Below are 13,683 nucleotides of genomic sequence, written 5' to 3' on the forward strand. Positions count from 1 at the left end.
TCCGTCACCGACCGCCGGAGCCTCTCGGCTTATGCCCCACAAAGGTGTAGGGCCGCCCGGGTGCATCGCTTCGACTGCCCAACCAGGCAACGAGCCAATCGGGAACAAGCGAGGGAAAAGGGAAGCGGAAACGGGAGGCGATACCGCCCTTGATCTCGTGGCGCGTGCGCGGGGAGGTGTTGATCTCGCTGGCGAGCGGGTTCAGGCACTTATCCAGGACGATACCCGCCGTGGCGATGGCGTCCCGGTACTCGTCCAGAGTAAAGGCGTTTTCGCCGCCATAGAGATGATGCAGCGGATGAGACTTCAGAAAAGCATCCAAATCCTCCCGCTTCGAGAGCACATGCTCGCGTGTCGCGATGAAAAGACCATCGGGCTTGAGGACTCTCCCGATCTCGACAAGCATCTGATTGAGATCGGCGGCGTGATGCAGGGCCTGACGGCAGTGGACGGCGTCGAAAGACGCATCCGCGAAGGGCAGGCTTTCTCCCCACTCCGTCACGATCTCCACGGAAAGCTCCGCCTCGGCCATAAGAGCGCTTATGGCCCCGGCACCGACGAGGTCGCTCGGATCCGGCTCCAGCGCCGTCACTTCCCAGCCGTCCTTCGCCAAGGCATAGGCGGCGATGCCACGCCCGGCGCCGAGATCGAGGGCGCGGCGGCCTCGTGCCTCCCCCAGTTCCGCTCGGATCGCCGCCCATTCGACACTTTCCCGGAACCGCTCCGCCGCCTTCAGCAGGGGATCGTCATAGTAGCAGTCCCGGACAAGCTGCTGCTTGTCCGGCTGATGGCGCAGCCAGGAGACGGCACCTTCCCAGTTCATCGGGTAGTCCGTCACGATTGTTCCAACTTGCGAATCTCCCGGGCCGGGTTCCCTGCGACAAGAGTGAAGGCCGGCACATCCTTGGTCACGACGCTGCCCGCCGCGACGACGGCGCCTTTACCAATCGAGACCCCTCTGTTAATCACGCAGTTGCATCCGATCCAGACATCATCCTCGATCCGGACAGGCCGATCGCCCAGGTCGATCTCCACGGGGTGGCCTTTCGAGATGATATCTTTGAAGTGCTGGTGACGTAGCGCCGCATCGAAAGGATGGGTCAAGTTATCCATAATCGTTACGTTGTGGGCTATCAAGACCCGGTCACCGATCACGACCTCCGCACCGGACCATACCTTCGAGTTCTCTCCGAGATAGCAATAGGCCCCCATCCGGATTGAGCCGCCGTGCGCAAACAACAGCAGCTCCCCACGAACTTGCGAATGCGGTCCCACCTGAATCGAATCCGCCGGGCGATTATGGAGAATCAGCCTGGCGGTATCGAAAATGCGCGCGGTCGGATCAACCTGGCCAACAGCCGCACCGAAGCTGCGCCGTCCGAACAGCCGGCGCGAAAGATAGCGAAGCAAAGAGAGCAAGTTACTTGACCATTTCCAAGCAGATAACAGCCCGGGAGGCAGCGGCGAAGTCAGAGTCGTACTCAGATTGGGTGTGGATGTCGAAATAGGTTTCATCGGCAGCGGCAAGCCGATCAGAAACTGTCCAGCCATCCGGAGAATAGCGATAGACCGTCTCGACAACCTCATTCGGTTGGAATTCGGCGATCACCCTGTCGATCATGTCGCCATCGAATACCTGGAACCAGCGGTGGTTCTTCGCCTTGCCATAGGGGACCGACAGATAGAGACGGCCTCCCGGCTTTAGCATCCTGCGAAACTCGCCAACCGCCTTGAGACAGGACTCCGGCCTATTCTCAAGTTTAGTCGCATCGCTCGGCGAGAACCGTGTGTTGTCCAAGCCAATGTGCTCAAGGGTCGAAAGGCAGCAGATCCAATCAAAATACGAGTCGCGAAAGCAGCTCTCGCGCAGATCTTCGAATACGTAATTGACTCCCTTCTTCCAGAAGGCGTGGCTCTCCGGCGCCAGGGTGGAGATGTACAGGTTCTTTTCCGAGATCTTCGGATTTTCCACCAGGTAATCGAAATTCAGCACCGATCCAGCGTCGAGCAGGCGCCCGCCCCCGCCGGGCAGGCGCGCAACGAACCACGGGTATTCGACGACGCGTTCATCCAAACGAAAGCCGTAATTCTCCGGAATCGCATAGCAAGGCCAGTCGGGGTTCGAAGTGGATTCGGCGATGACCTTTCTCTTCTCGACGTGATACCCCGGCGTCCAAGGCTTTCTGTCACCCTGAATGTAACGGCGGTGAAGCCTGGAATCACGAAGGCGGCGCAAGCTCTTCCTGAGCGTCGCGAGTTTACGGAAAACGAATGAAAGCATGCTCTTCCTCATCACGGTCCGGAGACCTGCCGGAATGTTTATGGTTGCCGTCGGAAGCCCGCGGCTATTCCCTTGAAGCGATTGATAAGCGCGGCACCGCTGCGCGCGACACGACACTCCACCTTCGCTCTTTCGCTCCGCTTGGCGAAGAAACCGGAGACGGCCGCAACATTCTCCGCCGCCATGTGCGGCGGCGGAAAGGATTTAACGCTGAAGGTCGGGTCGAGCCTATCCGGAACGTCTCCGCCATGCTGCTTCGCATGAGTGGCCTTTTCGTCCCATCCTTCGTGAAGCACCATGGTCTTGCGTGGGTATAGGACCAGGCCTCTGGCGAGAAACACGCTGAGATACCACTTGATCGCCCATGAATCGACGCGGCCGTTCAGCTGATCGCGCAACATCCCGAAATAGGGCGCTCCGCCTCCACAATCGAACTCCAGCCGCAGCGCCTTGTCGTTCTTGAGCGCCTCATAGCCCTTCGCGTCGCCATCGAATTTCCGCCAGGCCCGCGCCCAAGTTGCCCAGCCCCAGGAGGTCGTCAGCGGCAGAAACACCGCGTCTTCGTCGCCCGTCAACTCCAAGGGGAACAAATGTCCGGAAACCTGCATGACACGTTCCTCGTCTTTATAGCGTGCCAGCGCATCGTTCATGTAGCCCAGGAAATGCGGAGAGACGACCAAATCCTCCTCCAGAACGATGGCCCGGCCGTGCCGCCCGCATAGCGCCGAAACACCATCGGTGATGGAGTTCGCCAGCCCCAGGTTCCGCTCCCGCTCGACGACGGTGACCGACCCGAACCCCGTCACGCCCCGCACCAGCTCGCGCATCTTCTTCACATCCAATTCCGCTTCGGGCGACTTCGCGCCATCGGAGTAGATGACCAGATCGCTAAGCTTCGCCTCGGCATTCGCCGAAAGACTGGCGAGAAGGCGTTCGGCCCGTTCCGGGCGCCGGTACACGAAGAGTGCGATCGGCGCGAGTTGGGAAGGCATGCTCTGCATTTCAGCTATGCCGGCTTCACGGCATCGACGATCAGGGACGAGTAGCGTATCTCCGTCGGCGTGTTGCGAGGGTCGTAGCGCCGGGAGCGTATAACCCGTCCGTTTTCGTCCGACCACTCGACGGCATGGAACTCGCCCGCCGCATCGAAGTATTCCAGCGGCCGAACCTGAAAACCGGCTGCCTCCAGCTTCGGGGGCAAGGTGTCGATTGTGTAGAGAACCTTATGATCGTCCGCGCCGGGACCGGTTCCGTTGACCCGTACCGCCTCGATGTAGTTTGCGTCCGGATTGTATCCGTCGGGCACCGCGATCCGGAAGCAGCCACCGGGCTTCAGATACTGAAAAGCAAGTGACAGGGCGCATTCCGTATCAGCTTCGCCGATGTGCTCCAGAACGTGCTCGCAGAACAAACTGTCGATGCTTTCCGCCGGGCACAACCGCGACCAACTATCCGCACGCGTGATATCGAGGTCATGAAAGTTGGTCAGAATCCAGCCTTGCGGGCCGATGTTGCTCGACCCCACCACAACGCGGAGCGGCCGTTTCCTCCGCAACGTTCTTTGCGCCATCTCGGAAGGAGGCGTGTGGAACAGTTTCTTCAATAGCCTGCGGATCATGTTCGTTACTCTGTGGAAATCAAGCGCCCGCGCCTTGACGTGCCGCTTCTCTGAGGATATTTGCCAACTCGCGCCCGGCCTGGCTCTGGCGGGCCTCGACGACACGGACTGCCTCGGCTTCCGCCTCGGCGTCCGGTCCACTTTCCGACTGCGACCAGGCGCGCTCTAGCTTTTCCGCAAGCTCGACCGGATCCTCGGGATTGAAGTAGACGGCCCGCGGCGGATCCTGCTCCAAATGAACCGGCAGATTGGAGAGCAGGATCGGCCGGCCGAGCGCCCGTGCGTCCTCAACGACGGTGCTCCATCCTTCGAACAGCGAAGGCTGCAGAATCAGCGCCGCATGACGCATAATCTCGATCTGGTCCGCGCGCGGCACGATCCCCAGAAGTATCACCCTGTCCTCGCAGCCTTCCTCCTGAAGAAGGGCCCTTAGCTTCTCAAAATGGCCTTTCACGCGATGCTCGTAGGTAGAGCCCGTGCAGACGTAGCACAGATCCGGCGCCCGGTCCCGTAAGCGGCCCAAGGCCCGAAAAGCCACCTCGTGATTCTTATGGGCCCAGAACTGGTTGGGAATGTAGACGAACTTCTTCGGAAGGCCGTAGGCCTCGTGGGGCTCTCGTCCACCCGCCGCCTGCTTTTGCGGCAAGGAGGAAAACCGCCAGACATGGATATTCGCCCTGACGTCCGGAAAATGCGCCTTGAGATCCTCGAGCGCCGCCTGACTGCTCAGCACGAGCACGTTGGTACTGGCGATGATTGCGCTGTTCTTTCTATTCCGCGAATCGCGGAGCTCTTCGGTAAAGAGCTCCGGCAGGAAGATCTCCTGGAAATCACCGATCCAGTATATCGATCGAGACGTTCCAGGGGTGAAGTTGATAACGGGAAATACCAGGTCGGCATCGTGATACTCAATGCTGTCGCTGCGCCTCAACGCCCGCCGCACCAGCCAATTGACCGCCCGGAAGACAAACCGGGTCGCCGCGTTGATCCGCGCGAACTTCATCATCGGATGCAGATCGACGAAGTCGAAGGACAACAGCCCGTCGACCACCGAATCTTCCGCACCAAGCGTGGAGGTCAACCGCACACGCGGCCTCTCGGCCGGCGGAAGCGTCGCCAAAGCGTAGAGAATGTTGCGGATATAGTTCTCGCCGCCCAGCCAGTTCTGACCACCGATCAACGGCACGGCCAGAAGGATCTGGTCAAGTGTCTTCTCAGAAAGCTTCATCTTCCCCTGTCGGACCCCTTGGCCCCCAAACCTAAACGTAGAGACTCCCGAGCGCCCGCAAAGGCAGCCCGAATGCACGCCAGCCAGTAGGAGCAGAGAATCATCGGTAAGTGCCTGCGCGACCCGGTCAACGCGTAGAGCACTGTGCGCATGAAGACGTTGCTCGTGCTGTGCTTGGCCATATAGAGCTTCATACACTCCGAGAAGGTCGGCGAGGCGGAGGGCCGATGCCCGGTCTTCTCGTACATCGGGATCAGGGTCAGCCGGGGGTCCGTCCAGAGCTCAAAACCCTTCCGGCCCGCGCGGATCGTCCATTCGTAGTCGGAACCATAGTGGTTCAGAATTCGCGTATGGAATCTTCCAATGCCCCTGGCTGTCTTTAAAGTCAAAAACAGCCCGCGGGTCGACAGACAGTTGATATCCTTTGGCTCGGGCGCAACGGAAAACAGCATTCGAACATCGTCGAAGGCAACCCCCGTCTCCTTCGGCAGCCCATCCTGGCTGTCACGATGTTGAGCGAGCAGAAGCGAATTGGGCTTCGTCTTCAGCAAGCGAACCCCGGTCTCGATGAAGCCCTCGTCTATTACGACATCGTCATTGCATATGACGACGACGCTGTCGTCGTCAGCGCCAATATCATGCAGGTAGTCCAACCCCTTCTGAAGGGCGCCGCCCCACCAAAGGTTCCCGTCGCCATGGATGATCTTGACGCCGGGACTCTCCGCCCTCACGGCCTCCGCCGTCCCGTCGGTGGAGCCGTCGTCGATCAGGACGAACTGGAGATTTTCACATGTCTGCGCGCTCACGAACCTTGCAAACTCCACCGTGATGTCGCGGCGGTTGTGCACGGGCACCAGCAAATAGACAGCGGGATCAGGCAATTTTCTTCAGGATGAAAATCTGGTTGTCTCCAAGGCCGATCCCGTCGACAAGCCGCGTGGCCAGGTGGTTGAACCCGCTTCGGTGGAGCCGCGAGAGTAGGTGGAGTTTTCGCCCGACGGCCTCCGGCTTGGGCCGCATCGCCCAAAAGACCGACGGCTCGCCGGGATCTGGACAGGTTGCGAGATGTATCCATTGATAGTGCAGCCACTCGGGCGTAGTGACCTTCAAATGCCGCTCGATCTCAAGTCCGGCACTTGCCGCCAGCAATGACATGGAGCGGCTATTGAAGAACTGGACGTGATAGGGGGTATGCCAATGAATCCACTTCCTGCCGAACAGGCGCCGCCATAGACTCGATGCATTTGGCGTGGTCACGATCACACGCCCCCCCACCTTCAGTATCTTCGCAACGTCCCGCATCAATTCCTGCGGGGACTGCAGGTGCTCGATGACCTGCTCCAAAGTGACATAGTCGAAGGTCTCCCCCTCGCACATCCCGGCATGGAACGCGCCGATCCTGATATCGAAGCCTTGACGCTCGGCGATGATGCGCGCGTTTTCGTCCAGCTCCACGCCTACGACCCGGCAACCTCGGTTACGGTGATAGCCCATGGCCTGCCCATAGCCGCAACCGATATCGAGGACGGAGACACCTTCCGGCACCCAACGGAAGGCATTGCACTTCGCGCCGCGCCACCACCCTTGCCACCGCGGCAAGGGCTCATGCGGCCGATAGCCTTCCGGATCGAATTTATGCCTTGGATAGTAGTCGGAGTAGAGTTCCGTAAGCTCGCCCTCGGAAAAAGCGGTGGGCAGAAACTCATGGTGGCAAGCGCGGCATTCGAACAGGTCGTAGGTATTCGGGTAGCCGTAGCGGTCATCGAACAGCCCCGATATCTGCAGGTTCCCCTCGCCACCGCAGACCGGGCAGCGGGACTGCCGTGATTCGCCCACCGCGCTCACCGGCCCCGCCCCGCTCCGTGAAGTTCGGCTGGCTGCCCAACTTCCGGCGCGACCTCCCAGCTCACTTCCTGATTCACGTAGCCCAGGCGGCCGTCATAGGGCGCTCCTGAAGAGAACGTCGTGTGCACTTCGAAGCTCTGCACCTTGTCGACCCACTCGATAATCTCATTTCTGCCGCTGACGGCTCCGGCGGTGACCGAATAAACCCCGGGGTTCAAGTTCAAGTTCCTGGTCCGGACAGTCATTCTATAGCGCCCTGGCGTCACCGCGACCTTTTCGACATCCTTTTGATGCGAACAGAGCAGCGGAACGCCGTTGGCGTCCCAGACGATCATCCACAGGGACACCTCGTCGCCGACCAGCACGTTGACGCCCAAGGTAAGTTCGATGTCCTCCCCTATCAGGAATTCGGTCTTGGGATTCTGCTTGCTATCCGAAATCGCGCAGTAGTCGATCTGGAACGCGCTGCCGCCGCGATGCCGCATTTCCGCCTCGACCGCGACGTACGGCTTTCGCTCCCCACCCTTCATGTACTCCGATATGACATCGCTGGCCGCACCGATCATCCGCATCCGGCCGGCATCGAGATACATGCAGGTCGTACAGAGGGCCTTTATCGCTCCCATGTTGTGAGAGACGAAGAGTATCGTCCGGCCGTCACTCACCGCGTCGTGCATTTTCCCGAGGCACTTCTTCTGGAAAGACAGATCGCCGACGGCGAGCACTTCGTCGACGAAAAGAATCTCTGTGTCGAGATGGGCCGCGACCGAAAAGGCCAACCGGGTATACATTCCGCTCGAATAGCGCTTTACCGGCATGTCTATGAAACCGGATATGCCGGAGAAATCGACAATCTCGTCGAACCGGGCAAGAACCTCCTTGCGCGACATACCCAGGATCGCGCCGTTCAGGAAGATGTTCTCCCGCCCGGTCAACTCCGGATGGAATCCGGTGCCGACCTCCAGCAGAGAGCCAACCCGCCCTCTTATCTCGGCCGTTCCACAGGTCGGCGTAGTGATGCGTGAAAGAATTTTCAGGAGGGTACTCTTGCCGGCGCCGTTCCTACCGATAATTCCGGTAACCTGCCCTCGCTCGATGTCGAAGCTGATGTCTTTCAGCGCCCAAAACTCGTTGGCCTCACCTCGCTCTCTGCCGCTCCGCGACGAAAACATCGACATCATGCCCCGCGCCACATTTCTGTAGAACGGCTGCATCCCGTTCTTTCTATAGCGCTTGCCGATGTTCCGCGCGCTGATCGTCACTTCCTTGGTTGTCATCGGCCTTCCAGCTCTCAGATACGATCGACGATCGTGCTCTCCAAACGGTAGAACACCCATATGCCAAGAAAGAGCGTCACGACCGCGAAGCAAGCCGAGTACAGGATTTGCCAGTCGGCAGGCATCTCGGTTCCGACGATCGCCCAGCGGAATCCGTCGAAGACGCCGACCAGCGGATTCAGCCCCAGAACCGACTTGAACGGTTCGGGTACGATGGCAGTGGAATAGATGATCGGCGTCGCATACATCAAGACCTGCAGGATGAAGGGGAGAGCGATGCCGAAGTCGCGGTACAGCGCGTTCAAGGGCGCGAGGATCAGCCCGAGGCCGACCGCTTGCATGACCAGAATCGCAATGAAGGCCGGCGCCCAGCACATACGCCAGGCCGGCGGCAAGTCGAACGCATAGGCCACCGCCACCAGCAGAACGACCGTGACCGCGAAGTCCAGAAATTCGGCGGCCGCCCCGGCGACCGGAAGCAGAATGCGCGGAAAGTAGACTTTCGTGATCACCCCGATGTTGTTGGTCAGACTGACCCCGCTGAGCGTTACGATGCCCGAGAAAAGAAACCACAGAAACAGGGGAGGCATCACGAAAAGTGGATAGGGAATATCGCCGACGGGGATCTTCGCGACCTGCCCGAAGATGACGCTGAATATCGTCAGCATGATGAGAGGCCGGGCGACCACCCAAATAAGCCCTACGACCGCCTGCTTGTAGCGGACCGTGATCTGCTTCTTGACCAGTGCGGAGAAGAGTCCGCGGTAGCGCCAGAGCTCCGCAAGGGCCTCGGCGGAGAGGCCTTGGGCGCTCCGAATCGTGTAGGAACCCCGCCGTGCCTGCATATCAAGCATTCACTTCTTTCAGAAAGACCAGTTGGTGATCGCTCACGACCGACGGCAGGCCGTCGTACTCGCCCGCGCGGTATCTGTTGCGCGCGATCGACCATGCCTCTCTAACGGGAAGACGGTAGCCCGCCTTTGCGAAAGTCGCGACTTTCTTTATCACCGCGAGCCCCGGCAGATGCCGCAGTGCCTTGAGTGTCGGCACGCAGACATGCTCCGGGTACTGCACGTACCACCATTTTGCGCCGGTGAAACGGGCCGGCAAAGATTGGGGAGCACCGGTCAAGACGGCGATCCGGCCTCCCTGTGCCAGAAGCCTCCGCAGGCTGGCGAACATGGCGCGCGGGTCGTAGAGATGCTCGACCACGTCGAACAAGGTGATGAGATCGAAGGCCGCCGCCGGACCGTCCAAGCTCGCGACGATTTCATGCCCCCGCTCCCGCTGAATCTCCGCACTCTCCCGCGATGGCTCGAAGGCGAAGGTCCGGCACCCTCGGTCGCGGGCAAAGGTGAGAAAATCGCTCGCGCCGCTGCCGATATCCAAGACCCGCTTTCCGGGCATCAGCGCCCCTGAGAGGGCCTGCAGAGTGCTCCGGTCGGCGATGTTTCCGAACTTCTCCGTGGTCCAGCGTTCGCCTGACGAGCTCCGCCGGTAAAGATCGAGCGCCTCTTCCGGCGGGATCGCGTTCATCGTCATCAATGTTCCGCAACCGTTACAGCGAAAGAGCTCCGGCGCCTCCGCCAGTTCGATCATCAGGGAACCGAACTTCACCCGATCCCGATAGCCGAGAACCCCGACGAAGGTCATGCGGTCCTGCCGGCAATAGGGGCAATGGGAAAAGCGGAAGGTGTTCATCGCCGGATACCTAGAGGGCCAATTTCCCCGTTCGGCACCACTCCGCGCAGACGGCCAGGTCGTGCTGGTCGTCGGCTTCGAACCAGCCGCCGTTGACGGGAACGGTATCGATGCGGCTTCCGTTGGCGATCATGAGCGAAAGAAGCTCGGTCATCGAGATCGTCTCCCGGCGCGCCAGGGGAAGACCGGAGAAAAGGCTACAGAACACGTCCCATCCCTTCGGCGAGAACCGCAGAAGCCCCATATACTGTCCTTGGATCTCATCGAGGCTGCCGGCCCGCCCGCCAATCTCGGTCAACCTGCCCCGGTCGTCGGTCCTGAAGGTCTCGGCGTCTTCCAAGGGGTCGTCGAAACGCGCGCGCCATTGGTCAAGCCAGTCCCGGTCGTAAGCGATGGTGACGTCGCCCTCCGCACCCGCCAGATCGGAGACGACGCGCGGCTCGTAGACGATATCGGAATAGGAGACGATACAGGGCGCTTCGGAAAGCCACGCGCCGGCGCAAGTGAGAGACACGACCATGTTCGTCTCCTCCCAGCGCGCGTTGCGAAACTCCGTCAGTTCGGGACTCGCGACCAATTCCCGCTTGTAGCCCGTGACGACACCGATCTCGGTCACGCCGCCGCGGCGCAGGGCGTCGATCTGCCAGTGGAGCAATGGTCGCCCGGAAAGCGCCAGCATGCACTTCGGGTTGTCAGCGGTGAGATCACGCATACGGCTGCCGCGCCCGGCGGCTAGAATGACCGCCCTCATTCCGCGTCCCCCATCAGCGCCCTGAGCCGCGCGGTATCGATGTCGTTGAACGTCGCCTCGCGCTCCGGATGCCACATCCAGCCTTCCCAGCCGAGCGTCTTATGGACGAAGGCCTCGACCGACCCATCCGGAGCCTGCGCTCTCGGCTCGAAGTCGGACGGACAGGCGGCGATACCCAGATCGTGAAAGCTGTTGACCTCTTCCGGCCAAGCCGCCTTGTCGTCACCTGCGACGACCAACGAATGGCGCTTCGCAACGTGGCCGCTCACCGGGACCAGCGCCCCGCCGAAGAACACTGCCAGCATCTGCATCCCGCGGCAGATGCCTAGGACGGGAAGCCCCGCCGTGCGGGCATGTTCCAGCAGCCAACGCTCCGTCCGGTCCCGCGCGGGATCCTTGCCGATATCTCCGCCTCCGGACAGAACGATCCCTTCCACGCCCGTCCGGGCGACCCACTGCGCGAGCGCGCCGTTGTGATCCGCTCCGGGCGCAAGCCCGTTGGGCACGGGCAGCGGCAGAAGACCGCCTTCGTACAGCCATTGGCTCAGACGCTGGTCCAGGGCATCCCGCACTTCCCGGCGCTCGGGAAAAGCATCCACGCGTTGCGTGACGGCCACCAGCCTGCGCGCCGAGAGACTCATGCGAGAATTCGTACCCGACAGTTGGCGCAGTCCAGATGCAAGCGCCGGGAGGCGGACCATTGGTCGTAGCGCTGCTGCCCGGCACCGATAACTGCGGGAAGGCCGCGCTCTCCCGCCCTGATCGCCATATGCGAGTTCGCCCCGCCCCAGGCGGTGATCAGGCCTGCGATCGGATAGGAAAACAGCCAGTCGTACCCCGGATCCGCATTGGGGATGCAGACGATGGCACCCGCCAACTTGTCCCGGTCTTCCTCGGTCACAACGCTGCCGATGACGTCCTTCTGAGTGATGAAATTCGGTTCCGACTTGGGCAGCTCGAAAGCCCAGACGTCCTCGGGCCTCGAAATGACCGGCGGAAGCGAAAGCCTGGCGGACTGTTCGAACTGGGCCTTGCCCGCCTCGATAGAACGCTCCAGGACATCCCGCTGATAGGTGGCGCCGTTGTGAAGCCCGCGGAATGCCGCGATATCGCAATAGGACAGATCCTCCGGCGAGAAGCCGAAAGAGGCGCCGACCTTGCCGATCAGAGACAGAGCATCGGAGAGGTTGCGCGTGAACTGGAACTTCGCCAGCTCTCTCAGCTCGATCGCCGCCTGCAGGAAATTGAGAAGTCCGACGCCGTCCGGATGCAGTTGGTGCTCCTCCAGAAGCGCTACGATCGCGCGGAGCTGAGGAAGCGAGACCGAAAAGGGAGATCCCGATTCGGACGCGTCTTCAGAATAGTGACCCCAATCGAAGTATTGATCCGGCGCTTCATCATACCTGGGGGAGAGAATGTCATAGGTCCCCGGCCGCAGATGGCCGTAGCGGGACAGGAAGGTGGCGCGGTCCAACGCTCCTCTGTCGCGGGCGAGCTGGCCGCTCACCGTCGACAGACTGGACATGAAGCGGTCTCTCTCGGCTTGCGAGAACACCCCCTTGGCAACCAGAGACTGCAGCATCTGAACGGCAATGAATCCCGCACGCGCCAGACCGGCGAAAGGCAGCGTTCCGTAGCGCTTGGCATCCTCCAAGAGCCAGAAGATCCGCTCCAGCGGATCGACGTCGGAGGCCGCGAGCTTGTCGTAGCGCGCCGACAGAACATCCAGCTTGTCGGCATCGGCCTTCCACAGCCCGTTCTTCGGGTGAATGATACGGTTCGTCAGGCGCCGCAGGCTCTCCGCGAAGGCCTGCTGCTCCGCTTGCGAGAAACCGTATTCCCCGAGCTTCTCCAACCGCTCCGGCAGATCGAAGGTATAGCAGGAGAAGACGATCTCGAACTCCACCTTGTCATGATGAGCGGGCTGATCGAGCAAGCGGTCGATGTAGTAGTCGACCAAGCGCGCGGCCAAACCCTCTTCCAGGTCGGCCGGGATGAACGAATTGAAGGAAAGCCGAACATCGATATACGGTTGACCGAAGAACTGCAGCATTAGCGGAAAACTGCGCAGGTTCCGGTAGCCGTAGTTGTGACGCTGATAGGCCCAGATGGAATCCGTGACCAAATCCTGGTAGAGCGAGAGGGCCAGCGGCCGCGGCTTCAATCCGATGATCTCGGCGGGATTCCAATCGGGCATAACGCCGAAGATGGTTCGCTCGCCCATCAGGAAAGGATGGGGGCGCATACCGCTCTTGACCTTGTCGGCGATGGACGTCAGGCGGCGTTCTTGAGCCTCCGGGTCTTCGGGGTCGGCACCTAAAACAAGCGGGCGCGCCTGGAGAAGCCAAAGGCATTCGCTCCCGTCATCCTCCCGGGTAACGGCAAACTCGCAATCGACCGGGATTCCGCCGAACAGTTCCAGAAGCTCATCAAGAAGAGCACAGACCCCAAGCAACTCCTCGGGAGGGCCAATGGGTGAGCGCTGCGCGCCAAGCCAGATCCGCCCGTCTTCTCCGCCCCCGGTGATGGCTGTCGTGTCCGGCCCCTCCGCCCAGTTGACAACCCTGTAAGCCGCGCAGGTTTTCGGATCGTGGCTGAAGGCAACGCCGGAGCGGATCACGTCCCGCAGCATCGGCTGAACCAAGACCTGATCGTTGTCGTCGTGGCCGGGGAAGGCTGCGGCCACCCTGGAAACCGCTTCGGGAAAATCTTCGGCAACAACATCGGGTATCGACAAATAGGCGCCCGCGTTGGACCCGCCGCTGTGGTCCTCCGACCAACAGCTCGAGCGCACGATCCACGGCGCCGCCGGCAAGTCGCGCCGCACACGACCAGCCACATCTTCCGGGCTGGAACTCCACTCCTTTACCGAAAAGTAGGTCAGGGGCAGAATCCGCGCGGCATTCAGCTTGCCGCGCAACAGCGCCAGCGTTTCCGCCTTGGAGGAGAATGAAAGGAACATCCGGGAACTCTACAGAGCTG

Annotated in this window: 14 protein-coding genes; all 14 read right to left on the reverse strand. The window is 60.9% G+C overall.

Annotated features, from left to right (window positions below):
* Positions 1-4 precede the first annotated feature (4 nt).
* The 14 genes from AAFN88_RS19865 to AAFN88_RS19930 are packed head-to-tail and all read right to left on the reverse strand — an operon-like array spanning position 5 to position 13,663.
* On the reverse strand, positions 5-838 hold the full coding sequence (locus AAFN88_RS19865; RefSeq protein WP_347522410.1) for a class I SAM-dependent methyltransferase: 834 nt from the start codon (positions 836-838) through the stop codon (positions 5-7).
* The gene (locus AAFN88_RS19870; RefSeq protein WP_347522412.1) at positions 835-1,419 is read right to left on the reverse strand and encodes an acyltransferase; all 585 of its coding nucleotides are present in this window, start codon (positions 1,417-1,419) and stop codon (positions 835-837) included. Before AAFN88_RS19870 ends, AAFN88_RS19865 begins: the two co-directional genes overlap by 4 nt.
* A 1-nt stretch (position 1,420) precedes the next feature.
* Entirely contained in the window at positions 1,421-2,281 is an 861-nt protein-coding gene (locus AAFN88_RS19875) for a methyltransferase domain-containing protein (protein WP_347522414.1), read from the reverse strand.
* Positions 2,282-2,319: 38 nt separating this feature from the next.
* On the reverse strand, positions 2,320-3,273 hold the full coding sequence (locus tag AAFN88_RS19880; protein WP_347522415.1) for a hypothetical protein: 954 nt from the start codon (positions 3,271-3,273) through the stop codon (positions 2,320-2,322).
* A 14-nt stretch (positions 3,274-3,287) separates the two neighbouring features.
* Positions 3,288-3,899, reverse strand: a complete 612-nt coding sequence (locus tag AAFN88_RS19885; protein ID WP_347522416.1) for a hypothetical protein — start codon at positions 3,897-3,899, stop codon at positions 3,288-3,290.
* 19 nt (positions 3,900-3,918) lie between these two features.
* Positions 3,919-5,127 carry a glycosyltransferase family 1 protein gene (locus AAFN88_RS19890; RefSeq protein ID WP_347522417.1) on the reverse strand — a complete coding sequence of 403 codons (1,209 nt, stop codon included), beginning with the start codon at positions 5,125-5,127 and terminating at the stop codon, positions 3,919-3,921.
* Complete coding sequence (locus AAFN88_RS19895; RefSeq protein WP_347522418.1) at positions 5,124-6,008, reverse strand: glycosyltransferase; 885 nt, start codon at positions 6,006-6,008, stop codon at positions 5,124-5,126. The genes AAFN88_RS19890 and AAFN88_RS19895 overlap by 4 nt, the downstream gene beginning before the upstream one ends.
* Complete coding sequence (locus AAFN88_RS19900; RefSeq protein WP_347522419.1) at positions 6,001-6,972, reverse strand: class I SAM-dependent methyltransferase; 972 nt, start codon at positions 6,970-6,972, stop codon at positions 6,001-6,003. The genes AAFN88_RS19895 and AAFN88_RS19900 overlap by 8 nt, the downstream gene beginning before the upstream one ends.
* Complete coding sequence (locus tag AAFN88_RS19905; protein WP_347522420.1) at positions 6,969-8,249, reverse strand: ABC transporter ATP-binding protein; 1,281 nt, start codon at positions 8,247-8,249, stop codon at positions 6,969-6,971. Before AAFN88_RS19905 ends, AAFN88_RS19900 begins: the two co-directional genes overlap by 4 nt.
* A gap of 14 nt (positions 8,250-8,263) precedes the next feature.
* The gene (locus tag AAFN88_RS19910; protein WP_347522422.1) at positions 8,264-9,103 is read right to left on the reverse strand and encodes an ABC transporter permease; all 840 of its coding nucleotides are present in this window, start codon (positions 9,101-9,103) and stop codon (positions 8,264-8,266) included.
* Positions 9,096-9,950, reverse strand: a complete 855-nt coding sequence (locus AAFN88_RS19915) for a class I SAM-dependent methyltransferase (RefSeq protein ID WP_347522423.1) — start codon at positions 9,948-9,950, stop codon at positions 9,096-9,098. The genes AAFN88_RS19910 and AAFN88_RS19915 overlap by 8 nt, the downstream gene beginning before the upstream one ends.
* Positions 9,951-9,960: 10 nt before the next feature.
* Positions 9,961-10,701 carry a phosphocholine cytidylyltransferase family protein gene (locus tag AAFN88_RS19920; protein ID WP_347522424.1) on the reverse strand — a complete coding sequence of 247 codons (741 nt, stop codon included), beginning with the start codon at positions 10,699-10,701 and terminating at the stop codon, positions 9,961-9,963.
* Entirely contained in the window at positions 10,698-11,342 is a 645-nt protein-coding gene (locus AAFN88_RS19925; RefSeq protein WP_347522425.1) for a gamma-glutamyl-gamma-aminobutyrate hydrolase family protein, read from the reverse strand. The genes AAFN88_RS19920 and AAFN88_RS19925 overlap by 4 nt, the downstream gene beginning before the upstream one ends.
* Positions 11,339-13,663 (reverse strand): PEP-utilizing enzyme, encoded by a 2,325-nt coding sequence (locus AAFN88_RS19930; protein WP_347522426.1) that lies wholly within the window; start codon positions 13,661-13,663, stop codon positions 11,339-11,341. The genes AAFN88_RS19925 and AAFN88_RS19930 overlap by 4 nt, the downstream gene beginning before the upstream one ends.
* Positions 13,664-13,683: the final 20 nt, after the last annotated feature.

Origin of the sequence: Pelagibius sp. CAU 1746, from assembly GCF_039839785.1 — a bacterium.
In the GTDB taxonomy this organism is placed as follows: Bacteria; Pseudomonadota; Alphaproteobacteria; order Kiloniellales; family Kiloniellaceae; genus Pelagibius.

Bases quoted from the DNA above. Each gene is read 5' to 3' on its own strand.
- AAFN88_RS19875 (WP_347522414.1), bottom strand. From the start codon at position 2,281: ATGCTTTCATTCGTTTTCCGTAAACTCGCGACGCTCAGGAAGAGCTTG.
- AAFN88_RS19890 (WP_347522417.1), bottom strand. From the start codon at position 5,127: ATGAAGCTTTCTGAGAAGACACTTGACCAGATCCTTCTGGCCGTGCCG.
- AAFN88_RS19880 (WP_347522415.1), bottom strand. From the start codon at position 3,273: ATGCCTTCCCAACTCGCGCCGATCGCACTCTTCGTGTACCGGCGCCCG.
- AAFN88_RS19930 (WP_347522426.1), bottom strand. From the start codon at position 13,663: ATGTTCCTTTCATTCTCCTCCAAGGCGGAAACGCTGGCGCTGTTGCGC.
- AAFN88_RS19905 (WP_347522420.1), bottom strand. From the start codon at position 8,249: ATGACAACCAAGGAAGTGACGATCAGCGCGCGGAACATCGGCAAGCGC.
- AAFN88_RS19885 (WP_347522416.1), bottom strand. From the start codon at position 3,899: ATGATCCGCAGGCTATTGAAGAAACTGTTCCACACGCCTCCTTCCGAG.
- AAFN88_RS19920 (WP_347522424.1), bottom strand. From the start codon at position 10,701: ATGAGGGCGGTCATTCTAGCCGCCGGGCGCGGCAGCCGTATGCGTGAT.
- AAFN88_RS19915 (WP_347522423.1), bottom strand. From the start codon at position 9,950: ATGAACACCTTCCGCTTTTCCCATTGCCCCTATTGCCGGCAGGACCGC.
- AAFN88_RS19910 (WP_347522422.1), bottom strand. From the start codon at position 9,103: ATGCTTGATATGCAGGCACGGCGGGGTTCCTACACGATTCGGAGCGCC.
- AAFN88_RS19925 (WP_347522425.1), bottom strand. From the start codon at position 11,342: ATGAGTCTCTCGGCGCGCAGGCTGGTGGCCGTCACGCAACGCGTGGAT.